This window comes from Ornithinibacillus contaminans (genome assembly GCF_001038425.2).
Classification (GTDB): Bacteria; Bacillota; Bacilli; order Bacillales; family Amphibacillaceae; genus Ornithinibacillus; species Ornithinibacillus contaminans.
Window position 1 is genome coordinate 1 of sequence record NZ_LDPV02000046.1, and the last position, 25,842, is coordinate 25,842.

The following is a 25,842-nucleotide window of genomic DNA, read 5'->3' on the forward strand; positions in this document are numbered from 1 at the left end:
CGCAGTGAAGAATAATTTCTTAATGCAGTTCCAAAGTGATATCTTAGGTGTTCCTGTTGATCGACCTGTTGTAAACGAAACAACAGCACTAGGTGCAGCATATCTTGCTGGTTTAGCAGTTGGCTATTGGGCAGACAAATCTGAGATTGCTAAACAATGGCAAAATGAACGCACCTTTACAGAAGAATTAGCGGAAGAGAAGCGTGAGGAATTATATAGCGGTTGGAAGAAAGCAGTCACAGCTACAAGAGCGTATAAATAATCACATCCTCCCATAAGAAAAATGTAAGGTCTTTTCATTAATAACGTATCATGGTATACTAAAGACAAGTTAATAATTATGGTGGAGATTCCGAGAGACCACAACAGTCTATTTTATCGAGTTAAAATAGGATGTTTTTGTGGTCTCTTTTTGTTTTTCTAATGGTGATAATGGAGATTAGAGGAAAGCAAGCAGTGCATAATAAAAAAGAGAAGGGAACGAAGAACATGCAATTTTCAAATTTAAAAAGAAGTGAGATTAAACAAGAAATACAAGCTGAAGCATTAGATTTACTTGTCATTGGTGGAGGTATTACTGGTGCTGGTATCGCATTAGACGCTGTAACTCGTGGAATGAACGTAGCAGTAGTTGAAATGCAGGATTTTGCAGCAGGTACATCAAGCAGATCTACTAAATTAGTACACGGTGGACTTCGCTATTTAAAACAGTTTGAAATCGGAGTTGTAGCAGAAGTTGGGAAAGAACGTGCGATTGTGTATGAAAATGGACCACACGTAACAACTCCTGAATGGATGATGCTACCGTTTTATAAAGGCGGTACATTTGGTCCGTTTACTACAAATATTGGTCTTAAGGTTTATGATTTTCTTGCTGGCGTTAAGAAGAGTGAGCGCAGAAAAATGTTTAAACCAGATGTTGCCCTAAACCGTGAGCCGTTATTAAAGAGTAAGGGAATCAAAGGTGCTGGTTACTATGTGGAGTACAAAACAGATGATGCTCGCCTAACACTTGAAGTAATGAAAAAAGCAGTTGAAAAAGGTGCCAAAGCACTGAACTACATGAAAGTAACCGACCTAATTTATAAAGACAGTAAAGTAGTCGGCGTTAAAGTGGAAGATTTAACAGATGGTTCTGTTTCAGAAATCTATGCGAAACGCATTGTTAATGCTGCTGGTCCATGGGTCGATACAATTCGTGAAATTGACGGATCTAAAAAAGGAAAATCGTTACAGCTTACAAAAGGTATTCACTTAGTGTTTGATGGTAAACGATTCCCATTACAACAAGCAATCTATTTTGATACGCCAGACGGTCGTATGGTCTTCGCTATTCCACGTGAAGGTAAAACATATGTAGGTACAACAGATACAGTATACAAAGGTGACATCGCTCATCCGCAAATGACTGTTGCTGACCGTGACTATGTAATTAAAGCAATTAACTTTATGTTCCCAGATGTGAAGATTACTGCTGACGATGTAGAGTCTAGCTGGTCAGGTTTACGTCCGTTAGTTCATGAAGATGGTAAGTCACCTTCTGAAATTTCACGTAAAGATGAAATCTTTGAATCAGAGTCTGGCCTATTATCAATTGCTGGTGGTAAACTTACTGGTTACCGTAAAATGGCTGAAAGTATTGTTGACTTAGTTGCTAAGCAATTAAATGCAGCAGAAGGAAAACACTATCCAACTACACAAACGAAACACTTACCAATTTCTGGTGGTGATGTTGGTGGTTCTGAAGGATTCCAAGTATTTATCGGCAAAAAGATTTCGGAAGCGAAAGAGCTTGGATTAGATAAAGAAACTGCTGAAGCACTAATCAGAAGATACGGTTCTAATGTAGATATTGTGTTTGACCTTTATAAAAACAACCGTGAAAAAGCTGAATCAGAAAAGATTGAGCCTGTTGTATTTGCGATGCTACGTTATGCATTAGACTATGAATTAGTCTACAAGCCAATAGACTTCTTCATTCGTCGAACTGGTGCATTATTCTTCAATATTAATTGGGTTCACGCTCATAAAGAAGCAGTAATTGACTTTATGACGAAGGAATTTGGTTATACTGCAGAGCAAAAAGAAACATATACTAAAGAGCTTGATCAATTATTACATGAAGCTGTAACACCTATCGAGCGTGACTAATGTGGAAAATCCTCCTGTGATCAGGAGGATTTTTTTAGTTCTACATAGAAGATAGCTTATAGATTGGAAATTCAAATCAGTTTGAAAATTTATCTGCCATGTTATATAATCAATGTAATATTATTGAACGGGGGTGGATGAAGATGTTGAAGACTGTTTTAGTGCACGAATATTGGATTAACTTCCTATATTTCGTTCGTGCAAAATTTGCTGTTGTAGTTGATAACGGGATACGTATGCCCTTTTTTAGCAACTAAATAGCAAACCTAAAACGGTGAAAACATCTCTTTATCCACATAAATTTAAGAAGTAAGGTAAAGATGAGCGTTTAGCACGCTCTTTTTTTGTACCTTATTATTCATGGAACTTGAAGTCATGGGATGCAATACATCGCCATGGCTTTTTTTATTTTAAGGAGGAATACTCATGATTATATGTAGTGTCAATAAAATAGCAAAAATGTACGGTGGGAATACCATTTTTGAAGAGATTAGTTTTGAAGTGAAAGAAGGAGAAAGAGTTGGCCTAGTTGGTCGAAATGGGAGTGGTAAGTCTACTCTGTTTCGCTTACTTTCTGGGGAAGAAGTTCCTGATAATGGGGAGATTCATTGGAAAAAAGGGCTGCAAATTGGTTATCTTGCGCAAAGTCTAACCTATCCTAGTGAAATCACCGTAAAGGATGTATTATATCGTGCTTTTGCTAAGCTAATTTCACTTCAAGAGAAAATAACAAAACTAGAAAGAGAAATGAGCGAAGAAATTAGTGGAAATAGATTAGAACAATTAATGCGTGATTATGGGGAATACCAAGATCAGTTTGCCATAAAAGGTGGGTATGAAATAGAAGCTTCAATTGAAAAAGTGGTAGACGGTCTGAATATAAAAGCCCTGCTATACGAGAAATTCTCCCAGTTAAGTGGTGGAGAACAGACGAAAGTAGGTCTTGCGCTAACACTATTAAAAAAACCGGATTTATTATTGTTGGATGAACCAACCAATCATTTAGACTTAATGGCGGTTGAATGGCTCGGTGCTTTTTTGAAAGACTATCCCGGTACAGTTGTTATCGTTTCGCATGATCGTTATTTTATGGATGAAGTTGTCACAAAGGTTCTCGATTTAGAGGACGGAGAAATTATTGGATATCTTTCAAATTTCTCAGGCTATGTAAAGGAAAAAGAGGCACGTTTACTTCGAGAATTTCAAGCCTATGAAGAACAACAAAAGAAAATCAAGAAAATGAAGGAAGCAATTAAACGACTTAGAGAGTGGGCTAATCAAGCGAATCCACCTAATGAAGGCTTGCATAAGCGAGCGAGAAATATGGAAAGAGCACTGGAGAGAATGGAAAAACTTGATCGCCCTATTCTACAACGAAAGAAAATGGGATTTGAGGTAGAGGCAGCAGATCGCAGTGGCAAGGATGTAGTCATGTTAAAGGATGTGACAAAAAGATTTGCTGATCGAACGCTCTTTAAACAGGTTAACATGCATATTACCTATCAGGATCGTGTAGCTATTATCGGTGAGAATGGTACAGGTAAGTCAACCTTAATTAATTTGATACTGAATAATCTCTCGCCCGATGAGGGTGAAGTACTAGTAGGCAGTAATGTTAAGATCGGCTACTTATCCCAACATACATTCTTAGATAGTAGTGATATAACTATAATCGAGGCTTTTCGCGAGGATATCCACGTAACAGAAGGGGAAGCAAGACATATTTTGGCCAGATTTTTATTTTATGGCCATGCGGTTTTTCGCAAAGTAACACAGCTTAGTGGTGGAGAGAAAATGCGTTTGCGATTAGCTCAATTAATGTATCACGATATAAATTTATTAGTACTTGATGAGCCGACAAACCACTTAGATATTGAATCGCGAGAGGTATTGGAAGAAGCACTAGAGGAATACAATGGCACGATTCTGGTCGTGTCGCATGACCGATATTTTATTAATAAGCTTTTTGAAAAAATCTATTGGATTCAGTCACAGCAGCTTCATTATTTTGAGGGTAATTATGATTATGCAAAAGTGAAGATGGCTGAAAAACTGGTGGTACAGGAGCAACCGGTTAAGCGCAACAAAACTCCAAGAAAACAAATATCAAATAGAAATTCTAACCCGAAACGTATCGAGGAAGTAGAGAAAATAGAAGCAAAAATAATAGAAATTGAAAAGCAGCTTATGGAAACAAATGACTTAAATGTTCTACAACAATTATACGACGATAAAGAGCTATTAGAAGGCAGATGGGAAGAACTATGTAAGGAAATAGGTCAATAAAATATTACGCTTTTTGATTGCGCATATTTCAGCCTCCTTTTCCTATACTAAGGCAGAAAAGGAGGGATATTTTTGGCTAAGCGAACGAAGAAAAATGATGCTGCTCAGAAGAATAAACAAGGTTTTGATTCCAGTAAAACAGATAGTGAATTTTCAAAGGAAATTGGAAGTGGTAGTGCCAAGGCTAACCAAGAACATAAGGAAAAGGCTAAGAAAGCAAGAGCAAATAACTGGGAAATATAATTCGTTTTGAAAAGGAGTTTGATTAATGTCCAACCCTAAAAGTCGTGAATCCCGTCAGTGGCGAGGTAAAAAGAATTCCCAAAATCCGCATGGTAAGGTAAAGTCTAACGAAGAATTAGCAAAAGAAGCGGAAGAGAATAAATAACACCACATCAGACCCGAAACATTCTAGTTGCGGGTCTTCGTTATAGCAAGCTAAATCTTAAAAGTATTCAGTTGATTCGGGCATTTATGCTATGATGAAGGTAGGAGAATAGAAGCTTGGGAGGAACAGGTGAATTCATGATAACTAGTATCTATTTTGTACGTCATGCTCATTCTACTTACACACCAGATGAGCTGGGGAGACCTTTATCTAAAAAAGGCTTTGAGGATGCTAAGCGTGTTACAGAATCTTTACTATCCGAAAATATTAATGTTGTTTTATCAAGTCCATACAAGCGTGCCATTCAAACTGTTCAAGGTATCGCGGATACATTGCTAAACAGATTGTCCCAATAGAAGATTTTAAAGAAAGAATTCTTTCAGAAGTTCCTGTTGAAGACTTTACAATTGCCATGGAAAAGGTTTGGGGAAATCCTGAATTTAAATTTCCTGGTGGTGAGTCCAATAACATGGCTCAAGCTAGAGGGCTTCGGGCAGTGTTAAAAGTAATAGAAATGTACAATGGGAAAAATATCGTAGTTGGTACCCATGGTAATTTAATGGTACTTATCATGAATTATTTTGATAATACATACGGCTATGTGTTTTGGAAAAGTCTCCAAATGCCTGCAATCTATCGATTAAGATTTGAAGACAATAGATTTATAGACTGTAAGAAAATATTGGATTAAACGGAGGACGAGAATGCGGCGGATTGCGATTATTGGTTCTGGCGGATCGGGTAAGTCAACATTTGCGCGTAAATTAGGTGAAAAGCTACAGATTAATGTTTATCATCTTGATGCGTTATTTTGGAATCCTGGTTGGGTTGGTGTGCCAAAGGATGAACAACGACAAATCCAACAAAGACTTGTCGCGGAGGAAGCGTGGATTATCGATGGGAATTATGGCGGAACAATGGATATCCGTTTAAATAAGGCAGATACTATCATATTTTTAGATATATCTCGGTTTATTTGTTTGTATCGCGTAGTAAAAAGGAATATACAATACAGGAATGCCGCGCGGCCAGACATGGGGGAAGGTTGTGAGGAACGGTTAGATGTAGACTTTCTAAAATGGGTATGGCAATATCCGAAAGCGAAAAGACCAGGTGTTTTGGATAAAATAAGGAAACTCACGACGGAGAAGGAAGTTATTATTCTTCAATCACCCAGACAGGTAGAACAATTTTTACAAGTGATAGCGAGGGAGAAAAACGATGCAAATTAGGTCGTATGAGCCAAATGACGAACAAGGATGGGTACGTTGCCGGGTGCTGTCATTTCTAGATACTGCGTATTTTGATAATGTACTCAAGCAAAAAGAACAGTATGAAAATCCTGCCATTGAACTAGTTGCAGTGGAAGGAGGAACCATTGTAGGGATATTAGATATTGAATACGAAGTAGAAGAAGGAACTGTTTGTTCAAGAGGGACAGGGCTTGGTGGTATGATTTGGCATATTGCCGTTCATCCTGACCATCGCAGGAAAGGAATTGCAACCGCATTATTGCGGGAAGGGATAGAAGTCGCCATCTCCAAGAACCTAAATCGTTTCGAAGCCTGGACGAGAGATGATGATTGGGTGAATCACTGGTATGAAAGAAGTGGATTTCAAAAGGTTGATTCCTATTTACATGTTTATATGGAAGGGAATGACGAGTTAGAAGGTCATATTCGTAGTGAGATTCCAGCGTTATATCCAGTTTATACATTTTCCCATTATGTAGGAAAAGATAAACACGTTATAAAGGATAAATTCAAGCGGGTTCACGAATGCGTTTGCTTTGAAAAAATGTTAAGCGATTGAAAATATTTGATTAAAGTATTCGAACTTCAAGCTAGATAGATTGGAGATGCTTCTTATGGATGTAGATTTATCGCAGTTTGTATTTCCAGTTATATCGTTAATGGCAGGGATATTTAGCGCGTATTTCTTAAAGCGATGGTGGTTAGCTCCACTACTGAGTGCAGGACTGTTTTACATCTTTCATATACTTTATAAATTTGACTTGTTAATAGGGTACGATTCTTTGCGTTACATATTTATAGATGCTGTCATATTAGCGTTTTTAAGTTTGTTATTGTCGTTGTTTACGATGAATCTAATGAAAAGAACGGTTGTGATTTTAACAATCGCTAGTGTTATCCTTATTATTCCATCTGCATACATAATGGATCATCAAAAATATACGACCTATCAGGAAGTCATGACAGATCTTTTAAGGAATCGATCAATAGCAGATATTTCTCTTGAAAATACTGCAGAATATGACCAATGGGTAGAGAATAAAGATGAAGAAATGATACAGGGGCTATTAGAAGAACCTACTATGGAATTGAAGGAAGTCAATTTGTTTCCGTGTGATAAATATTGGTTAAACATAAAAACAGAGCAGTATGAACGTATTTATGTCCAAGTTGGAAAGGATATTGTTCGGATTCAAGGGCAGAGTTATCGCATCCTTAGCAATAATGAGTTATTAACATGGATAGAAAATGGAGATTTTGATTGGGAAGCTAGAAATATTGATTAAGCTTAAATCTCGATTGATGACTAGCTTTGCATGCGTGGGAGAAAATGATGATGTAAATAGGGGGAATATATAATGAAGAACTTTCTAAAACGGGTAGGAACAACATACATACCGGTGAACAACCCAGAAGAAGCTTCAAGCTGGTACCGACAACTATTAGGTGCAGTTGAAAATTACCGTGATGAAAATAAAGCGATATTGGATTTGGCAAATCAGAGTTTTTTTCTTGTCAAAGCACGGCCTGGGGAGAAAATAGGTTTCATCGATTATAAAGGTGAGCAGCATTTTGCTTTTACTTTTGAAGTAAATGGTCTTGACGTCTTAAAGCAATTCCATACTTTTCTGCGTGAGAATGGCGTTGTGGTAAGTGAGATAGAAGATCGAGGACATCCAGGCTATAATTTTGTGTTTTATGACATGGATGGGAATTGTTTTGATGTATGGAGTGAATTAAGTCATGATTTTAAAGAAAAATACCAATTAGAAGGGTAATCAGAAATAATTCTATCAACAATTTTGTTACAGTTATTACTTGTTTCTCACATAAAACGCTACTTATTCAATTACAATTCTTTGACTTCTGTAACGCTACATAATACAGTCAGGTTAGAAGTTATTTTGTATAAAATTTGTTCCTACCGAATGATGAAACAACATGGATAAACAACAATTAAATGAGGTGTAAAGATGAAGTTAGAAGTCACCAAGGAAGCAGCAGTATGGTTCAAAGAAGAAATGGGATTAGACACAGGAGATTACGTACATTTCTTTTTAAAAATATATGGTGGGATTAAAACAGAACACCCCAATTACTTTTTAGGATTATCCGTTGGGTTAGATGGTGAAATTGGCGTAAAACAAGAGGTTGAAGGAATTACTTTTTATTTTAGTGAAAAAGACGCTTGGTTTATAGAAGAATATGACATGAAGGTTGTAATGGGCCAAGATGAAGTAGAATATCAATTCACGGCAAGATAGTCTTGAAATAAGAAGCGCCAACCGGGACATACTAATTATCGAGGATAAATTAATGTCTTGATTGGAGGATTCTTTTCATGTCTGAAGAAAATAAAAATCGTAACCGAGATACCGGTAGACAGAAGAACCACGGGATTAAATACAATACGGAGCCGGAACGTAGTAAGAAAGATGACGCGGAATTTGCATCCGATAGTGAGTTTTTTAAACCTAAATGGGAAAAAGAACAAACGAAAACGTGATAACGGCTAGTTTTGTAGCATGTACTTACTGGAGCTTGTTTGCCACCTAGGCTGACACAGGCTCCTTTTTGTTTGCGCTGATACACAACGGAGCTTTGATTTGTGTGATTTTTCACAAATAGTTATAATAGAAAAAGAGATATTGTTAAAGGAGAGTCAGCATGAAAATTGGAATAGATAAAATCGGATTTTACACGCCGCATATTTATGTGGATATGAATAACCTAGCAGTTGCTCGTAATGTTGAACCAGAGAAATTTACTATTGGGATTGGTCAAAGTAAGATGGCTATTGCACCGATTACCCAGGATTCCGTTACACTAGCGGCTAATGCGGCATTGGAGATAATTACTGATGAAGATCGTGAAAAAATTGATTATGTCATTTTTGGTTCAGAGTCAGGAATTGATCATTCGAAATCTGGTGCGGTGTATGTTCACCAATTATTAGGACTAAAAGCTAACGCGCGTGCGGTAGAAGTGAAGCAGGCTTGCTACGGCGCAACTGCTGGGATACAAATGGCAAAGGGGCATATCGCGTTAAATCCAGAGAGTAAAGTACTTGTATTGGGTACGGATATTGCACGTTATGGACTGAACACCGGCGGCGAATCAACACAGGGCGCTGGTGCAGTTGCAATGATTATCAGTGCAAACCCTAGCATCATGGAACTGGAAAATCATAATGTTTATCTAACAAACGATATTATGGACTTTTGGCGTCCAATCTATTCGGATACTGCCTTTGTAGATGGAAAATTTTCGAACGAACAATATATTTTATTCTTTAATAAAGTGTGGGAATCCTATAAAGAGAAATCTGGATTAACTTTGGCTGATATGGAAGCAATTTGTTATCACCTTCCATATACGAAGATGGGACTTAAAGCATTACGAACAGTGCTGGAGGAAACATCAGAAGAAGTCCGTACTCGTTTGCTGGAGAATTACGAGTTAAGTACAACCTACAACCGAAATGTCGGAAATATCTACACTGGATCTCTTTACTTAAGTCTACTATCGCTATTGGAACAAAAAGAAGACTTACAAGATGGTGCAAGAATAGGCTTGTACAGCTATGGATCCGGTGCGGTAGGGGAGTTCTTTACAGGGGTTCTCCAACCAAATTATCGCGATCATTTAAAAATAGATGCGCATAAGCAATTATTCAATATGCGTAAAGAAGTTTCTGTTGCGGAATACGAGGAAATTTTTGAAGAAACCTTACCAAAAGACGGTGCTAATATTGAATTGAATATTTCTAAGGATCCAGCTACGATTTGTTTAGCGGGTGTGATGGACGGTAAGCGTCAATACGTGAACAAGCTGTCTTAGTTTTTAAGCTCTAGGGTAATCATTCCTAGAGCTTATTCTATATCGTGGTATTCTGCTGCATTTCGGCAAAAATAAACATATCCAATCAGGTAAGGGTGATGACGGATGAAGATTAGAATTGAGATAACGTATAGAACGCCTAAGGGCACAGAGACGAATTTTGTTTCAGAAGACATGAACCCGGAAAAAGCACTATTATTAGCGGAGGATTTAGACAAAACGGGTCGGATAAAATCGATGACATTCTTCGATAATCATGATACGACGTGGATTATGAAGGAACTGAAAAAGTATCTAGCAGGAATTGAATCGGAGCCACACAACATTGTTGTGTTCTTTGATGGTGGATTTGATAATGAAACGAAGCATTCTGGTTTAGGATGTGTTATTTATTATGAACAAGATGGAAAGCAATATCGGCTACGTAAAAATGCGTTAGTAGAGGAACTTACTACGAATAGCGAGGCGGAGTATGCTGCACTTCATTTAGCAGCGCAGGAGCTAGAACTAATTGGTGTCCATCACCTTCCAGTAACATTTACAGGTGATTCCCAAGGTGTTATTAATCAAATGAAGGATGAATGGCCATGCTATGAGCCAGAATTACTACGATGGATAGAGCGAATTGAAGCACGGCTTGAGAAGCTAGGTATTACGCCTGACTATCAGCTGGTAACGCGCAAGAAGAATCGAGAAGCAGATCAGCTAGCCACCCAAGCCTTAAGTGGCACAGAAGTTTTTAGTAAACGTGAAATGGAATGAAAATGAGCTATATCTCCAGTGAGTTGTGAGATATAGCTTGTTTTATGAATAATCATGTAGTCCATTAGCTATTTACAAAGCACAGAAAATAGTTAACAATTGTTGTATATGTTTTGAAGGTTATAAGGGAGAAGGGTAAGAAATGCAACGGTATTTAACGCTTGAAGCGATTCAGGCAAAATGTGATAGTTTAATGAATGAATATGAAATAGATGAAGAGAAATTTTATCATATAGTAGAGAAATGGGCAGAGGAAGATGCCCCTATAGAAACCAAATTACTAGCTAGTTTTTCTGAACTTTTGCAGGTAGTTAGTGATGAGATTTCCAGTATGGAAAAGAGTGTTGAACTCCAAGCCACTTGCCGATTAGGTTGTGCTTTTTGCTGTTATTTTCCAATCATCATTAATGAGATGGAAGCAAAGTTTATGAAGAAAGCAATTGCAAATTTTCCAGCAAGTAGACGAATGAAAGTAGAAGAGCATCTAGTTCATTATTATCAAAAATATGGCGAGTCATTAAAGCCAATTCTGGAGTTGGATTTTGATGAAGATACAGACTTTAAGTTAAAGTACCGAAAAAGTTTAATTCCTTGTCCCATGCTGAATACCGAAACGAACCAATGTATGGCTTATGAAATTCGTCCATTGCCGTGTCGTACGTATGTAAATTATACCGATCCTAAGGTTTGTGAGGATAATTTAATGCCTAAGGAAACGATTAGCTTTGAATTTTTATATGGCGAATACATGGGCGCGTTAAATGAATTTCTACAATTCCTTTATGAGAAAGGGGATACTGGTTTTATCCAGTATCCAGAGGATGCGTATAAACATGATTATTTGGCGAATTGGCTACGATAGAAGAGAGTACAGTAGGTAGCTTTTGTGAGGTAGCTTTTCCGGGTGTGTGTGATGAATTGTCATGTTTAGCATTTCGCCATCACCATATAATCTGTCATAAGTGAGCACGATAGAACAGGATTACTCACCAAGACACCGCTAAACTAAAGCTAGGGAAGGGGAGAAACGAGATGGAAGGACTTCAACGAATGGTTGTTAGTATTGACTATATAGAAGAGAATTTAGATGGCGAGCTTGTAATTGAACGGATTGCAGCAGTTGCTTGCATGTCAAAATTTCACTTTCAACGCATGTTTAACATGCTGACTGGGTATACCGTAAGCGAATATATCCGGAATCGCCGTATTACGGTTGCGGCTCAGGAGCTGATCAACTCAGATTCTAAAGTGATTGATGTTGCGATCAAGTATGGCTATGAAAGTCCAGAAGCATTTACGAAGGCGTTTGGCAAGATTCACGGAATTAGTCCATCTAATGTGAAGAAGGATAGTCAATCATTGAAGGCTTATCCAAAGCTCTCTTTTCAAATTCAATTAAAGGGTGATGTGGAAATGGATTACAAGATTGTGGAGAAAGAAGCATTTACGGTAGTAGGAAAAAGCATCCGTACTTCTACGGTTGGTGGAGAAAACAATCGCAACATAGCAGCGTATTGGAGTGAGTCTAATGCGAATGGGTTTACAAAAGAACTGGACAAGAATTGTGGGCCACTAGGTATACTTGGTATCTGTTTAGCGTTTGACCAGGAACAGGAAAACCTCGTCTATTTGATTGGGGCAGAAAAGAATAGTGATAAGCTTCCACCTGACTGGGAAGAGTGTGAAATTCCAGCAGCGAATTGGGCAGTTTTCCCTGTACATGGCGCTATGCCTCACGCGATACAAAAAGTTTGGGAACGCGTTTTTTCGGAGTGGTTCCCTTCAACTGGATATGAGCATGCTGGTGGACCAGAGATGGAAGTCTATTTAAGCGATAAGGATCCTTCATCGGAAGACTATTATAGCGAGGTTTGGATTCCGATTAAGAAATAATAACGGTAGCTTTGAGCTTAGAAATGTCCCGAAAATCCGTACATACTAACCGTCTTACCATGAAAGACTATTAGTATGGAGGTGCAAACATTGGGTGAATATTCTAACAAAAAAACAGGTGGCATGAGTGATGAACAAGCAGTCAGAGGGAACCTCTCCAAGAAGTTCGATCATGAATTTGCTAATGAACCATTAACAGCCAACGAAAAATACAACAACAAAAAAACAAAAAAGCGCCAATAAAAAACAGGCACCACCCGAATCGACAAAATTCGGGTGGTGCCTGTCACCGTATCACGGTCAACGAGTGCATGGCTCTTGTGCAAGCGGTATAGAATAGGGTGCGGTCGGATTCCTGATTATAGTGTTCTGGTGATCCGTCCGGGATAATGACTGCATCGAATTCGATTCCCTTTGCTAAATACACCGGCAGAATAACGATTCCCTTTTCAAAAGAATACGTTTCTTCGTTAATCTGTCTAATAGCGATTTTATCATGCAATAGTTGATAAAGTTGATTACTTTCTTCTAACGTTTTACAGATAATTGCGATCGTCTCAAAATTTTTTTCCTGCAATGTTTTAATGTTTTCGATTAATGTCACGGAAAGCTTGGTACGATCCTCTAATTGAATAATCTTTGGGGGCTCACCACTACGCTCAAATGGTTCGATGATATCACCATCAGGTGCATATGCTTTGGTAAATTCAACGATTTCCTTGGTGGATCGATAGCTTTTTGTTAGGGTAATTCTTTCGTGATTTTCATCAATTAAATCTGGTACCAACGGATTCATATCAGAGGCATAGGAGTATATTGCTTGATTAATGTCTCCAAGTAAGGTCATACGTGTATAAGGGAAAATCTCCTTCATGTATGCAAATTGAAAAGCAGAATAATCCTGTGCTTCATCAATGAATAAATGGCGAATGGACCGGTATTCCTTATTTCCAATCAGCTTTCCTCGGAAATAGTGATAGGCTGTAGCATCCTCCCAGGTTAACCACTTCCTTGCTAGGTTTTCGTGTGTTAGGCTACATATTGTGCCCCAATTTGCGGGTTTTTGGCTAGGCCCCCAATCAGTGAACATATTACGGAAGGTTGTCAATGTATTCACAAAGGCATATTTTCGCACGCGTTTACGCATTGGGGCAAACTGTTTTTTTACTACCTCCGTACGTAGAAAATCTTCCTCTAAACTGAAATCGTCCTCATCCACTTGTTGATTTTGGTAGTAGGCTTGTAAGTAATCCTCCTTATCTAATAACTCCACCTGATCCAATACCCAGTCTTTTTGCTTTTCGTTGTTTTGATATTCACGTAATTCCTTTAAGAGCCATTTGGAAACAAGCTCTATTCGGTTTGGTACAGAAATCGTGTCATCGAGTGAATAAAAATAGTCGTAAATACGCTCTTTAGAAACAAGGACTTCATTTTGGAATTTTATATTCTTAAATTGAACGCCTTGTGTTTCTAATGAACCAAGATATTCATCAAGTATCGATTTATATTCGATGCTTGATTTAAGGTACATGTTTTGTTTTCTTTCCTTTAACTTCGCTTCATCTTTACACGTTAACGTAAATTCCATTTGTTCAAATGGGGACTCAATCGTAATATTCTTTTCAATTCCGTCTCGTAAAAAATTAAGAAAAGTGGTTTGGCTAATATTGGTTTCACCAAGCTCAGGTAGTACATTAGCGATATAGCTTGAAAACAACGGATTAGGTGAAAATAATAATAAATTATCGGAATTTAGGTTGTCGCGAAAACGATACAGTAAATAGGCAATGCGTTGAAGAACTGCAGAAGTTTTCCCGCTACCAGCAACCCCTTGCACGATTAATAAATTACTGTGTTCGTTGCGAATGATTTTATTTTGTTCTTTTTGAATGGTTGCGACAATACTTTTCATGGTTGTGCTCGCATTATTTCCAAGTGCGGTTTGCAGAAGACTATCTACAATCGTTACACCTGTATCAAACATCCCATTAATTTTTCCTTGTCTGATAATAAATTGGCGTTTCAAGGAAATTTCACCAGAGATTGTACCATTTATTGTATTGAAATAGGCTTCACCAGGGGGGAAGTCGTAATAAAGGCTAGAAATGGGAGCGCGCCAATCATATATCAGAAAATTTTCCTCTTCAAGGTCCATTAAGGATGCTATTCCAATATATATTTGTTCCTTTTCATTGCCAGGTTTTTCAGTGAAATCTATTCTCCCGAAGTAAGGGGAATCCTTTAGGCGATCTAACGTTTTTAATTCCTTTGCTATCTCGCCATGAGACCGTTCTCGCTCGGAAAGTAATTCTGCTTGCTGCTTAATGCTAGCTTGTGTTTCGATTACATCATCCATTTCTTCTAGGTTTACGGTAACATCTTCCCAGAAGTTTTTACGAAGATCGACAATGCTTTGCTTGAGACCGCCTGCTTTAGCGTAAAGCTTTTCTTCCTTTTTGTTGATTTCTTGAATGACGTCATCTACACGACTTTGTTCCGAACGAATGTTTTTGTCATGTCCCATTAAATCAACCCCGTTCTATATTTTTTCCTTTTTTGTTGACTTCCAAAACCGACAGTGCTACAATAAAATAAGATGGATGTAGTGTGTTCGGTTTTCAAAAAGCAAATACTTACTTAGTTTATCATATATAATGCAATGAGACAACGTTTTTTTGAGGAAAAGCGTTTTTTTATTTTCCTCAAAAATTACTCCGCTAGTATAAGATTACCCTCCTGAAAAGTCCCGTTTCGATTATATGTACCTACTGGGAATATAAAGGTCCACGGCATACTTGTTTTATGCTTAACAAGAAGGTTTGGTAAAGTAAATGTATGCATCGCTAATACCCTTTCTTTTTGAATATAGCTAATTTTTGTTGTGTCAAAAGCTAATTCTTGATCTGTATTATTATGTACGAGTACCATAATTAATAATTCGTTTTTATAATTTTTATCCCATCGTAATGGGGTGAAGTGGACGCCTTCTTCTTTTAAGTTTACCTTCTGAAAAGTTTCTTCAATTAATGTGCGATCTTGAACAGAAATGGTTTTATCCCAAGCGGCTTCATATACGAGTGATTGCATGATTGATTCTCCTTCTTGAAAATTATCTTCATTATAGTTTATTACCAAGACTTTTCAAAATTAATTTACTTCATATTATCAGTTTGATATAGTGATAGAAATTTGTCGAATGATTTCTTCGATTTGGTACGGCGAGAACGATCTATTGTTTGCTTCAGGGCGGATAAGGGGAAACGATATGAAAACTGCATTAGTTTATCATGAATTTCAAATCATGTTTAGGAGTAAAAAGAACTTTTTATTTCTGATTTTTCTGTTAGTTATGTTATATAGCTATTGCTTAGTGATTTTACCAAACAGAGAAACTGCAGATTCCTTTGATGCAGTAAAAATGAAGCAGGAATTAGGGGAGTTATATATTATACAGCGTGACTGGGAGAAAAGAGGAGCAACTGGATTTGTGTACATGGCTCAAAGTCCAGTTTATGCTGAACGAGAATATTATTACAAGATACATAATAAGATGTTAACCGCCTATAAGGAAGATAATTTTGAAAGATTTCTTCATTTGCGCTTACATTATATCGCGAAGGGGATGGGGAATTACACGGGAGAACCAGGACAATACCAACAATCTCCATTTCCTGGAAAGGATAGAATGCATGACTATTATCAAACCTTGCTTCAATATCAGGGATATTTAGATGAAGGGTTGCCGATAACATATGAGTTGATTGAGCAAAAATATATCATTTATTCTTTATAGCGATTTATGTTAGTTGTGACATAGTGGTGCGAGATCGTGAAAACAAAACACTTCTTCAAGGAATACCTTTGTCTTGGTATCGGATACTTAACATTAAAACGTTAGGAGCCTTTTTATATACAATGCTTATTATCGTGGTGTTTACGATAGTGGTCGTGGTTCTACTAAGTATAACCAATGGCTTTGGTTATACTGATATTCAAGTGCCAATTATGACGTTTGACGTATGGGATTTTACGCTGAATGATTATGATGTTATAACATTGGCGCATTTTTTACTTCAGGCAATGTGCTTTATTCCTTTAGTAGTGTATCTGTTCATTCGATTAAATATAATTTTAAGTCTATTAGTTAAAAATCAATGGATGGTTCTAATATTTAAAGAACAATTATGAAAAGAGGTTAGTTGGATGAACACAGAAAAAGAAAAGATGATTAGAGGAGAGCTTTATAATCCAAGTGACAGCGTCTTAATTCAGGACCGACTTCAAGCTAGGAAAATGACAAGATTTTATAAGTTCGTCTGAGAATGTGTATTTGGAAGAAATGGAAAATAACCAATTACCGTAGGAAGAACTTATTTAAATTGGGAATGGAATGATACAATACCTACAAATATTAATTGAAAAAAGGCACGAACACCGAGCTTGTAAATGATCGGGTGTGCCTATCGTAATAATAATTTTAGTTCTTCTGTTTTTTAGTGTAACGACTTTCTCAATTTCCCTTTCAAAATCCCATAGGAAATGAATATGATAAATATATATAAACATAATCCTGTTAATATGATGAAAGAAAGATTTTGTAGACTTACTGGATAAAAACTGAAGAAAAACGCAAAGCTAATGGCACACCCAATCAACAATGCGATGCCCGTCCATAGAGAGATTTCTTTTAGATATAAATTGGTAATATCATTATACTTCCATCCCAATAGTTTGAAATTAGTTATTTCTCCTCTTCGGTTATGGAGCATTGTACTAAGATTCTCAATTAAAGTGATTAGGGTTAATAACAACGTACAAAATATTACAATGTTATTCCATCCACCAACTCCAGCGTTAATATACTGACCTAATATGGTAAGATTCGTTTGCGCGACTGACTTTGTTAATGATAAGTAGACGAAAGAGGCAAGCGAACTTACTAATAATATCTGAAGGAACGTCGAAAAAATACTTTTACGATAATAAAATACATTCCTTAGTATTAAAGAATTAGTTGTTTTTACTTTTTGAGGTGTTTCTGTAATTTTTTCTTCTAGAATAAAGTTAAGGTGTTTCCTTACTAGCAATTTCACAAAAATAAAAATAGCGATAATAACCGATACTTGAAATAAAAGTAATCTGCTGTATTGCGGTTCGGTATGCATAAAGACTCCTACACCTATTAACGATAAAATGACAGATAAAGTGAGTAAACAAAATATTTCTTTTTGATATAAGCTTTTAATATGCTTGAATTTCCAGCCTAGTAATTTAAATTGGCGTATTCCTTCTGCTTTTTCAGTGCTCCACAGTTTGATACGATTTAGAACATAAATGATAGAGGCAAGTACAAAAGCTATAGCTAATAAAAGATTAGTAATGTCCCATTGCCCGACAATTTGTCCAGAGGCACCTAGTGTCGTCCAGGATTCTTGGACTACTCCTACACCTTCAATATCTACATTAATCGTCTGTAAGGAAGAACCGGCAACAACATCTACATGTAGGCCCATTTGTTTAATTTCGTTTGATATATTCTCAATTTTCTTTGCTGCTTCTGGAGAATATGCATCAATTCCGGCTACTTTTACGCGAATTGCATCGATAGGTTTATCTCCCTTTACAAATTCTGCAGATTCTATATTTGTTATTCCCTCAGCGGGAGCTGTGACAAAGCTTCCAGCAGTAAATGTAGGTGTTAACGTAATTTCCTTCCTGTTAGCATCAATATACTTCACTGGTTCTAATTGATATATACCTAGGGGACTAGAAGCTAAACTAGTATCCTTTCCATCTATTTGATAGTAGCCTACAGGGTCAGTCATTACTTGTAGCGATTCATATGAGCCAAAGGTATCTTTAATGCTGATTCCTTTTTCTTCAAGCTGACGATAGGTAGGTATGCCATTTTCTTGTCCTACTTTATCTACTCGGAGACCGTCATCTGTTTGTTTATAGGATACCGGATCTGCTAAATAGTAGCGTGTTATATTATTCCAATTAATGGAATTAGCATAGCTCACACTTTTACTGTATTCATCCATATCTAGAATTTCACCATTTTCGCTTACAACAAGTCCTTTAGCTTCTGCATTGAAAGGCTTAACATAGTCTGTTAATTCTAATTCATGATAAATTTCATTAGTTTTTGGCGCATCCATAAGTTCATCAAAAAATTGTTGGTATTCAGGATCATCAATGTCGTTAATAATTTCATAGATCTCGTTTACTCCTAGTTGATCTTGAAATTGAAGTGTATCCTCTTTTGTAAAGGGTAATTCTCCGTGCTTTATTTTTGCTTTGATTGATATATCACTATCTTGTAATTGCATTACTGGAATAATGTGCACGCTTTCTAATAATTGGGGATCAGAACCTGGTCCTTGCGCTAATCCCTTTTGTTCTTCGCCATATTTTATTGCTGTAAAGCTAATTCCAGTTAATTTTTCTTCTTCTTTTGCATCGACAGCAACTAAATGATTGTAGGTCACAGGAAGAGGAAACAAGGCATGAAGCGGATGCATGAAGCTAAACATTTCTTTTTGATTTACTAGAACCTCTAAAGGGTAATCGTCATTGTTCGTTTCTAAATATAGCTGTTCATATGTGTTATATACATAGTCGTTGACACCATCGGTTGTAGAATATTCTACTTGATAGGATGATGCCTTATCAGGTGAAGGTAATACACCTAATGTTGTATTAAGGCCAGTAAAATATCCTAAGGATGCGACTGGTGCTGCAATTTCAATATCATCTCTGCCCTTAATTTTTTGCCATTGAGCGAGTGAAATACCACCTTTACCACCACCTAAGTAATTCTCCGGAACAATGTTTAGTTTTTTTTCAATAGTTGAAATTGCGACAGGTGATCGGACTAATAAGTCATAACTACCTCTAGAATTCTCTGCAATATCAGCATGAATATCGCTATGCATAGTTGTAATCGAGAATAATGCGATTGGTATTATAGAAAAAATAAGACAAAATGCAAAAAAAAGTAATATACTTGTCTTTATATTTTTAATTAGATTTTTCTTTAATAATTGTTTCATGCTACGTATACTCCTTCACCATTCCATCCTGCAAGGTTAAGATTCTATTACTATATTTAACTAAGGTTTCATCATGCGTGACAAAAATAATGGTTATTCCCGTTTTATGTAGATTTTGGATGAAACGCATGATGTTATCTGTATTTGTGCTATCTAAGTTACCTGTAGGTTCATCACATAGTAAAATATCCGGGTTGTTTAAGAGAGCCCTAGCTATAGCAACCCGTTGTTTTTCTCCACCCGATAATTCCTGTGGAAAATGACTAATTCTGTGGGTTAGTCCTACATCTTCTATTAATTGTGTTGCCTTTTTTTCAACTTCCTTCCTTTCTCCGTAGGGAAGCTGTGGAACCATCACATTTTCTAATACCGTATATTGATTGAACAATTTGAAGTCTTGATAGATAAAACCAATTTTATTACGGCGATATTCTTGCAGGTTAGTTGCATCCATTTTGTTAAGGGTAGTGCCATCTATTTTGACGAATCCTGAAGATGGTTTTAGAACTCCACCAATGATATTAAGTAGTGTAGTTTTCCCAGAACCCGATGTTCCCAAAACAGTAACCCAATCATTTTTATTAACATGTAGGTCAATATTGTTCAATGCGGTCGTAACAGGATTAACCCCGAAACTTTTTCCAAGATTTTGAATATTTATCATATACTTTGCTCACTCCATTTATAAGAAATCCCTTTAAGTGGTTTAGCTTAAAGGGATTTCATTGTTTGTGCTTGGTTAAATGACTAAGGTAACCTTTTTTGAACTTGAGCAGTTGCTGCCTGTGCTGTACCATCAGATATTCTTATTGCAGTAAATGTAGGATTGTAAGTTTCCCATTCTTCTTGACTGTAATAAGTAAAGTTAATTTTACTTAGACGAACTGTGTTATTAGAATCCCATAATCGAGTTCCACTTCCATCACCAGGATTAAATCTTACAGCATGTGCTCCACTTAGACTCCATGTAAAGTTCCAATCTGCTCTAGCTGTACTACCTCTAATTGTTTGAGAGCTTGGGCTAACACTTGCTGCTTCACTTACAGAAGAAAAAGCTAACAGTGCTACCAATGATGTTATCGTTATGAAAGTGCGTGTAAATAATTTCTTCATTTTTATACATCCTCTATCCTTTAATCATACATTATAGTAATTTATATGTATGTACCTGTAAATTACCATAAAATACCTCATCTGTATATATTTTATCAGAAAATATTATTTTTTTGTTCTTTTCAGATAAAAATAGTATCAAAAAATATATTTTTAAAAATTTACTTTATACTTAAAAGTTTGATATAGTTAATGAAAATTGTCTAAGATGAATTTCAAAAATGTTGACTATTAAACTATCAATAAAGAATAATCTTGAAGTGCTAAAGTGAGGTTAGTTGGATGAACACAGAAAAAGAAAAGATGATTAGAGGAGAGCTTTATAATCCAAGTGACAGCGTCTTAATTCAGGACCGACTTCAAGCCAGGAAAATGACAAGACTTTATAACCAAACAATAGAAACGGAAATGGACAAAGGAGCAGAACTATTAAAGAAGTTCTTTGGTTCAACGGGTGAGCATATCTATATTGAGCCAACCTTCCGTTGTGATTATGGCTATAACATTCATGTGGGGGAGAATTTTTACGCGAACTTTGATTGTGTCATGTTGGATGTATGCGAAATTCGAATCGGGGATAACTGCATGATGGCTCCTGGTGTACATATCTATACCGCAACACATCCAATTGATCCGATCGAGCGGAATTCAGGTGTAGAATTAGGTAAACCAGTCACGGTTGGTGATAATGTCTGGATTGGTGGTCGAGCGGTGATTAATCCTGGTGTTACGATTGGGAATAATGTTGTGATTGCCTCGGGTGCGGTTGTGACTAAGGATGTAGCTGATAATGTTGTTGTGGGTGGTAATCCTGCTAAAGTAATAAAAATAATTGAATAACATTATTTTAACTGCCATATGACATGTATGGTGGTTTTTTTATGGTTTTTTACGTCAATTAGGAATCTATTCCTATCTAAATCTGTTAATTGGGGAACTACGGGTGATGGTTATTCTTGCTTGTTTTTTAGAAAATGAAATAAGAAGAACAATCGGACATCCAATAGGAGGAGCGCACCATTGCAAACTAATGACAGGTGATGGAGGTAATAAGATGGGAGAACAATTTCGTTTGAAGAAAGTGGAGAAAGATAGATCGTTCCATAAAGTAATAGCCAATTATGAGACTAGATTACAGTACGTAGAGAGTCATGATGGCTTAACAAATCTTGCTAATCGTTCCTCATTTGAGCGAAAAATCATAGAATTAATTCATATTAACCAACCATTTGCTTTATTACGCTTAGATTTAGATCGATTACGTATCATTAACGAATCCCTTGGACAATCGATAGGAGATCAGATGATTCGTGAGTTCAGTCATCGGATTAAGTTAATGCTAAAGGATGATGCTTTTTTCGCTAGAATATCAGGAAATGAGTTTGGTATTTTACTATGGAACGTTTCTCCTTCTGTCATAGCTGAGAAAGTTGCTTGTGACATTATTGAAAGCTGTAAAGCACCAATCGTACAGGACGGCTATGAATTGTTTGTTACCACAAGTATTGGGATTAGTATATTCGATGCTGACGGAAAGACAGTGGATGAAATCATTCGTAATGCAGAGGTTGCGCTATTTGAAGCGAAGGAACGTGGGAATAACCATTATTTGTTTTACGCATCAACCTTATGCGTGATGTCAGTAAAAGAACTAGAGTTGGAAAAAGACCTTCGTAAATCAATAGCAAACGAACAACTCGTCGTGCATTTTCAACCAAGGGTAGATGCTGTGACGGGCAAAATTGCTTCTGCTGAAGCACTCATTAGATGGATGCATCCTGTACGTGGTTTGATTAGCCCGAATGAATTTATACCATTGGCTGAGGAAATTGGTTTTATAACTGAAATAGGTGACTGGGTAATTCGACAAATTGGCATTTATATGAAGCAATGGAAGGATACGGGGATTGAACTAGTACCAATATCCATTAATCTATCTGCCCAACGCTTTTTGAAGGAAGATTGGAAGTCTACGATACTTGAGATACTGACAGAAAATGAGATTGATCCATCTTTAATTGAATTTGAAATTACGGAGACTACTTTGATTAAGTATGAAAAGGAGGTTGAAGAGGCACTTAACTATCTTCGGGACTTAGGCATTCGAATTGCTTTAGATGATTTTGGTACTGGATATTCTTCACTAACTTATCTATATAAATTTCCAATTGATACGATAAAGATTGATCGTTCCTTTATTCACCAAGTAACTGAAAAGGCGGAAGCAGCAATTATCATCACGTCTCTAATTTCAATGGTAAAAGGGTTAGGGATGAATCTTGTCGCAGAAGGTGTGGAAACAAAAGAACAATTAGCCTTTTTAAAGCAACAAAAATGTCATGAAATACAAGGTTATGTTTTTAGCAAGCCAGTTCCGGAGCAAGACTTTCGTAGCCTACTGCTAACAGGAATATTGACACCTCATAACCACGTAACTACGAATACATTAGATTAAGATTGGAGTCCTAGTGTTTTCGTTCCGAAATTAATGGTTGTTAGCCTTCTTTATTCAAGAAAATTATTATCACGCAGTTCGATTGTTTGTGATATTCTAGTACTAACGAATTGTGTAGTGTTTTGTTGAGAAAAGGAGACTCTTTGTATGGAGAAGGTTGACAAGATTAATATTCTTTTAGTAGATGATAGACCAGAGAATCTATTAGCTTTAGAAGCCATTATCGAACAAGATGATTATCATTTAATCAAAGCTTCTTCTGGCGAAGAGGCTCTGAAATTTTTAATGAAGTATGACTTTGCAGCGATATTACTCGATGTTCAAATGCCAGGAATGGATGGAATTCGTACAGCAAAAATTATTAAAGCACGAGAAAAGACGAAGCATATCCCGATTCTATTTATTACAGCTAACCACATGGATTCTGAACATATATTTATGGGATATTCCGCAGGAGCGATGGATTATATTTTGAAGCCATTTGACCCATTTGTATTAAAAGCTAAGGTAGAGGGATTTGTAAATTTATATAAATTACAGCAGAAGTTAGTACTCCAGGCAGAAATATTAGAAGAAAAGACTGAACAATTAGAAAAAACAAACCAAGAATTAATGCTTACAACAGCGAATTTACGGCAATCAGAAGCAATTGCAAACGTCATTCGAAATACATCCTTAGATTCAATGCTGCTATTGAATCAGGAAGGGTTTATCCTACAAGTGAATCCTACTGCGGTGGAGATGTTCCGTTACGAAGAATCGATGCTTATCGCTAAGCCTCTTTCTATCCTTTTTGAAGAGGATGTGATGCGATATTTCCATCGGGATGATATTGGTGCAGGATACACATCGATAGCGGAGTTGACTGGAAGGCGGAGTGATGGGACAACCTTTTTCGCAGGAATTCAGTTGGGTAGACAGAATATTGATGGAAGCTGGATTACCGCATGTACGATTCGCGATATATCCGAGCGTAAAAAACACGAGGAAATAACGACTTATATGGCGTATCATGATGGCTTAACTAAACTATCCAACAAACATCATTTCAATATTTTTCTTGCTAATCATGTAAAAGATGCGAAGCTTTTGAACCAGCCATTTGGCGTATTATATCTGGATTTGGACCGATTTAAGTCTGTCAATGATTCATTGGGGCATTTAATAGGAGATAAATTACTTCAAGAAGTAGCAAAGCGTCTAACAGCTATTATTCGAGAGGGAGATTTTATAGCAAGAGTTGGAGGCGATGAGTTTAATATCATCCTTCCTAACACAAGTCGTGAGGAAGCATTGCAGATTGCTGAAAATATTATTGATGGCTTTAAGCAAGCTTTTTATATTGAGCAATATGAACTATTTGTCACTACGTGTATTGGGCTAAGTGTTTTTCCATATGATGGGGATGATTCCTTAGAACTAATCAAGAATGCAGATGCTGCCCTGTATCGTGCGAAAAAGCTTGGGAAAGATCGTTTTCAAATTTATCATGCAGGACTTAATGTGCAGTCCTACCGTACATTTATGATGCAGAATGATCTGCGAAAAGCATTGGCAAATGGTGAACTGAGCATCATGTATCAGCCAAGAGTTAATCTAGTCTCCGGCAAAGTGGAGAGTGTTGAGGCGAGTATGTACTGGAATCATCCTAGCTGGGGGACGATTTTACCAGATGAATTTATTCCATTAGCAGAGGAAACCGGTAGGATAGTTCCAGTAGGGTTATGGTATTTCCAAGAAGTTTGTAAGGAAGTTAAACGTTTAGCTGACTTAGGTTTTTCGCAAGTTAGGGCTGCCGTATCCTTGACAACACAGCAATTTCTCCAGAAGGATTTAATGGCTTCGCTTAATCGAATTATTCAAGACACTGGTGCAAATCCGAAGCAATTGGAAATAAGAGTGCGCGAATCAACCATCCAAGAGTACGAAGAAACGGTGCGACAACTATTGGAACAGCTGCAATCAATTGGCTTCTACATTATGCTTCAGGACTACGGGAAGGGACATCTATCTGTTCCGTATATAAGCAAGCTTCCAATCGACGGGATTTGTCTAGAAGAATCCTTTGTTAACAATCTTATCGGTGAAGGTGCAGAGGGAAGTTTGCTTGCAAGTACATTGATTAGTCTGGCACATAGACTCAAGCTCCATGTGATGACAACGGGAATTGACAAGGTAGCACAACTAGAAATATTAACAAAATGGAATTGCAAAGAAGCACAAGGGGATTTATTTGTACCAGCTGTGCCGGTTGATGCTATGGAAGAAATTTTACACAAAAATGAAGACTATTTAGCAAGCTATACAACCGTTTTAGCCAATCTCCAGGAAACATCTGCGACTACAGAATTCACATCTTCAGAGGATAAAAAAGAAGATCATAAACAACAGTTTTTGAAGGAAGCGTTTAGTCGCATTAAGGATAAATATGCGATTTCAACAAGGGAAATGGACGTCTTTGTTTTAATATTGGATGGTTTAAGCAATAAGGAAATTGCTGAGCAATTATTTATAAGCGAGCATACCGTTAAAAATCATCTTACACGAATTTTCCATAAGCTAGGTGTGAATGACCGGGTACAAGCAATCTCGGTATTGTTCCAAACATATAGCGACAATGATTTCGGTCTTAATTAAAGGAGA

General features: G+C 36.9%; 27 protein-coding genes and 2 pseudogenes. 24 read left to right on the plus strand and 5 right to left on the minus strand.

Going from position 1 to position 25,842, the window contains the following annotated elements; translation table 11 throughout:
* The 18 genes and pseudogenes from JF53_RS11275 to sspO form a co-directional block, all read left to right on the plus strand.
* Nucleotides 1-262 (plus strand): FGGY-family carbohydrate kinase (locus JF53_RS11275; RefSeq protein WP_269083299.1); only part of this gene is annotated, 262 nt, incomplete at its 5' end.
* Nucleotides 263-489: 227 nt separating this feature from the next.
* The gene (locus tag JF53_RS11280) at nucleotides 490-2,151 is read left to right on the plus strand and encodes a glycerol-3-phosphate dehydrogenase/oxidase (protein WP_047982559.1); all 1,662 of its coding nucleotides are present in this window, start codon (nucleotides 490-492) and stop codon (nucleotides 2,149-2,151) included.
* A gap of 143 nt (nucleotides 2,152-2,294) precedes the next feature.
* Nucleotides 2,295-2,408 (plus strand): RAxF-45 family protein, encoded by a 114-nt coding sequence (locus tag JF53_RS18005; RefSeq protein ID WP_330218287.1) that lies wholly within the window; start codon nucleotides 2,295-2,297, stop codon nucleotides 2,406-2,408.
* A 169-nt stretch (nucleotides 2,409-2,577) separates the two neighbouring features.
* Nucleotides 2,578-4,437 carry a ribosomal protection-like ABC-F family protein gene (abc-f, locus tag JF53_RS11285; RefSeq protein WP_047982343.1) on the plus strand — a complete coding sequence of 620 codons (1,860 nt, stop codon included), beginning with the start codon at nucleotides 2,578-2,580 and terminating at the stop codon, nucleotides 4,435-4,437.
* A 72-nt stretch (nucleotides 4,438-4,509) separates the two neighbouring features.
* A complete protein-coding gene (locus JF53_RS17700) occupies nucleotides 4,510-4,680 on the plus strand; it encodes a hypothetical protein (RefSeq protein ID WP_169750789.1) in 171 nt (56 codons plus the stop codon).
* A 25-nt stretch (nucleotides 4,681-4,705) separates the two neighbouring features.
* Complete coding sequence (locus tag JF53_RS17880) at nucleotides 4,706-4,825, plus strand: DUF6254 family protein (RefSeq protein ID WP_236686942.1); 120 nt, start codon at nucleotides 4,706-4,708, stop codon at nucleotides 4,823-4,825.
* 140 nt (nucleotides 4,826-4,965) lie between these two features.
* Nucleotides 4,966-5,516: pseudogene (locus JF53_RS11290) on the plus strand (histidine phosphatase family protein).
* Between the two features lie 13 nt (nucleotides 5,517-5,529).
* Nucleotides 5,530-6,057 carry a DNA topology modulation protein gene (locus JF53_RS11295; RefSeq protein ID WP_047982342.1) on the plus strand — a complete coding sequence of 176 codons (528 nt, stop codon included), beginning with the start codon at nucleotides 5,530-5,532 and terminating at the stop codon, nucleotides 6,055-6,057.
* Nucleotides 6,047-6,637, plus strand: coding sequence for a GNAT family N-acetyltransferase (locus JF53_RS11300; RefSeq protein ID WP_047982341.1), 591 nt, complete (start codon nucleotides 6,047-6,049; stop codon nucleotides 6,635-6,637). The genes JF53_RS11295 and JF53_RS11300 overlap by 11 nt, the downstream gene beginning before the upstream one ends.
* Before the next feature lie 55 nt (nucleotides 6,638-6,692).
* Entirely contained in the window at nucleotides 6,693-7,364 is a 672-nt protein-coding gene (locus JF53_RS11305) for a hypothetical protein (RefSeq protein WP_047982340.1), read from the plus strand.
* 72 nt (nucleotides 7,365-7,436) lie between these two features.
* The gene (locus tag JF53_RS11310; RefSeq protein WP_047982339.1) at nucleotides 7,437-7,856 is read left to right on the plus strand and encodes a VOC family protein; all 420 of its coding nucleotides are present in this window, start codon (nucleotides 7,437-7,439) and stop codon (nucleotides 7,854-7,856) included.
* 195 nt (nucleotides 7,857-8,051) lie between these two features.
* Nucleotides 8,052-8,342 (plus strand): HesB/YadR/YfhF family protein, encoded by a 291-nt coding sequence (locus JF53_RS11315; protein ID WP_047982338.1) that lies wholly within the window; start codon nucleotides 8,052-8,054, stop codon nucleotides 8,340-8,342.
* A 77-nt stretch (nucleotides 8,343-8,419) separates the two neighbouring features.
* A complete protein-coding gene (locus JF53_RS17645) occupies nucleotides 8,420-8,584 on the plus strand; it encodes a hypothetical protein (protein ID WP_162200786.1) in 165 nt (54 codons plus the stop codon).
* Between the two features lie 161 nt (nucleotides 8,585-8,745).
* Complete coding sequence (locus tag JF53_RS11320; RefSeq protein WP_047982337.1) at nucleotides 8,746-9,918, plus strand: hydroxymethylglutaryl-CoA synthase; 1,173 nt, start codon at nucleotides 8,746-8,748, stop codon at nucleotides 9,916-9,918.
* A gap of 105 nt (nucleotides 9,919-10,023) precedes the next feature.
* Nucleotides 10,024-10,680: a ribonuclease H family protein gene (locus JF53_RS11325; protein WP_047982336.1), complete on the plus strand. Its 657-nt coding sequence runs from the start codon at nucleotides 10,024-10,026 to the stop codon at nucleotides 10,678-10,680.
* A gap of 142 nt (nucleotides 10,681-10,822) precedes the next feature.
* Nucleotides 10,823-11,542 carry a YkgJ family cysteine cluster protein gene (locus tag JF53_RS11330; RefSeq protein ID WP_047982335.1) on the plus strand — a complete coding sequence of 240 codons (720 nt, stop codon included), beginning with the start codon at nucleotides 10,823-10,825 and terminating at the stop codon, nucleotides 11,540-11,542.
* A 170-nt stretch (nucleotides 11,543-11,712) separates the two neighbouring features.
* Complete coding sequence (locus JF53_RS11335) at nucleotides 11,713-12,573, plus strand: AraC family transcriptional regulator (protein ID WP_047982334.1); 861 nt, start codon at nucleotides 11,713-11,715, stop codon at nucleotides 12,571-12,573.
* A gap of 123 nt (nucleotides 12,574-12,696) precedes the next feature.
* On the plus strand, nucleotides 12,697-12,816 hold the full coding sequence (gene sspO, locus JF53_RS11340; protein ID WP_157052510.1) for a small acid-soluble spore protein O: 120 nt from the start codon (nucleotides 12,697-12,699) through the stop codon (nucleotides 12,814-12,816).
* Between the two features lie 43 nt (nucleotides 12,817-12,859).
* On the opposite strand, the gene helD is transcribed toward sspO, so the two are convergent.
* The gene (gene helD / locus JF53_RS11345; RefSeq protein WP_047982332.1) at nucleotides 12,860-15,100 is read right to left on the minus strand and encodes an RNA polymerase recycling motor HelD; all 2,241 of its coding nucleotides are present in this window, start codon (nucleotides 15,098-15,100) and stop codon (nucleotides 12,860-12,862) included.
* A 185-nt stretch (nucleotides 15,101-15,285) separates the two neighbouring features.
* The gene (locus JF53_RS11350) at nucleotides 15,286-15,663 is read right to left on the minus strand and encodes an SLAP domain-containing protein (RefSeq protein WP_047982331.1); all 378 of its coding nucleotides are present in this window, start codon (nucleotides 15,661-15,663) and stop codon (nucleotides 15,286-15,288) included.
* A gap of 178 nt (nucleotides 15,664-15,841) precedes the next feature.
* Here JF53_RS11350 and JF53_RS11355 point away from each other — a divergent pair, with 178 nt between their 5' ends.
* From JF53_RS11355 to JF53_RS17275, 3 genes and pseudogenes are all read left to right on the plus strand, one after another.
* Nucleotides 15,842-16,369: a hypothetical protein gene (locus JF53_RS11355; protein ID WP_047982330.1), complete on the plus strand. Its 528-nt coding sequence runs from the start codon at nucleotides 15,842-15,844 to the stop codon at nucleotides 16,367-16,369.
* Between the two features lie 26 nt (nucleotides 16,370-16,395).
* Nucleotides 16,396-16,764, plus strand: coding sequence for a hypothetical protein (locus tag JF53_RS11360; RefSeq protein WP_157052500.1), 369 nt, complete (start codon nucleotides 16,396-16,398; stop codon nucleotides 16,762-16,764).
* A gap of 15 nt (nucleotides 16,765-16,779) precedes the next feature.
* Nucleotides 16,780-16,878: pseudogene (locus JF53_RS17275) on the plus strand (maltose acetyltransferase domain-containing protein); the annotation flags it as partial.
* Nucleotides 16,879-17,069: 191 nt separating this feature from the next.
* Here JF53_RS17275 and JF53_RS11365 read toward each other — a convergent pair.
* The 3 genes from JF53_RS11365 to JF53_RS11375 all read right to left on the minus strand — a co-directional run bounded on the left by JF53_RS11365 (nucleotide 17,070) and on the right by JF53_RS11375 (nucleotide 20,744).
* Complete coding sequence (locus tag JF53_RS11365; protein ID WP_047982328.1) at nucleotides 17,070-19,631, minus strand: FtsX-like permease family protein; 2,562 nt, start codon at nucleotides 19,629-19,631, stop codon at nucleotides 17,070-17,072.
* Nucleotide 19,632: 1 nt separating this feature from the next.
* Nucleotides 19,633-20,295, minus strand: a complete 663-nt coding sequence (locus tag JF53_RS11370; protein WP_047982327.1) for an ABC transporter ATP-binding protein — start codon at nucleotides 20,293-20,295, stop codon at nucleotides 19,633-19,635.
* Nucleotides 20,296-20,378: 83 nt separating this feature from the next.
* Nucleotides 20,379-20,744, minus strand: coding sequence for a hypothetical protein (locus JF53_RS11375; protein ID WP_047982326.1), 366 nt, complete (start codon nucleotides 20,742-20,744; stop codon nucleotides 20,379-20,381).
* A 282-nt stretch (nucleotides 20,745-21,026) separates the two neighbouring features.
* Here JF53_RS11375 and maa point away from each other — a divergent pair, with 282 nt between their 5' ends.
* The 3 genes from maa to JF53_RS11390 all read left to right on the plus strand — a co-directional run bounded on the left by maa (nucleotide 21,027) and on the right by JF53_RS11390 (nucleotide 25,836).
* On the plus strand, nucleotides 21,027-21,584 hold the full coding sequence (maa, locus tag JF53_RS11380; protein WP_047982325.1) for a maltose O-acetyltransferase: 558 nt from the start codon (nucleotides 21,027-21,029) through the stop codon (nucleotides 21,582-21,584).
* Nucleotides 21,585-21,798: 214 nt separating this feature from the next.
* On the plus strand, nucleotides 21,799-23,199 hold the full coding sequence (locus JF53_RS11385) for a putative bifunctional diguanylate cyclase/phosphodiesterase (protein ID WP_053351201.1): 1,401 nt from the start codon (nucleotides 21,799-21,801) through the stop codon (nucleotides 23,197-23,199).
* Nucleotides 23,200-23,346: 147 nt separating this feature from the next.
* Complete coding sequence (locus tag JF53_RS11390) at nucleotides 23,347-25,836, plus strand: EAL domain-containing protein (protein WP_047982324.1); 2,490 nt, start codon at nucleotides 23,347-23,349, stop codon at nucleotides 25,834-25,836.
* Nucleotides 25,837-25,842 lie beyond the last annotated feature (6 nt).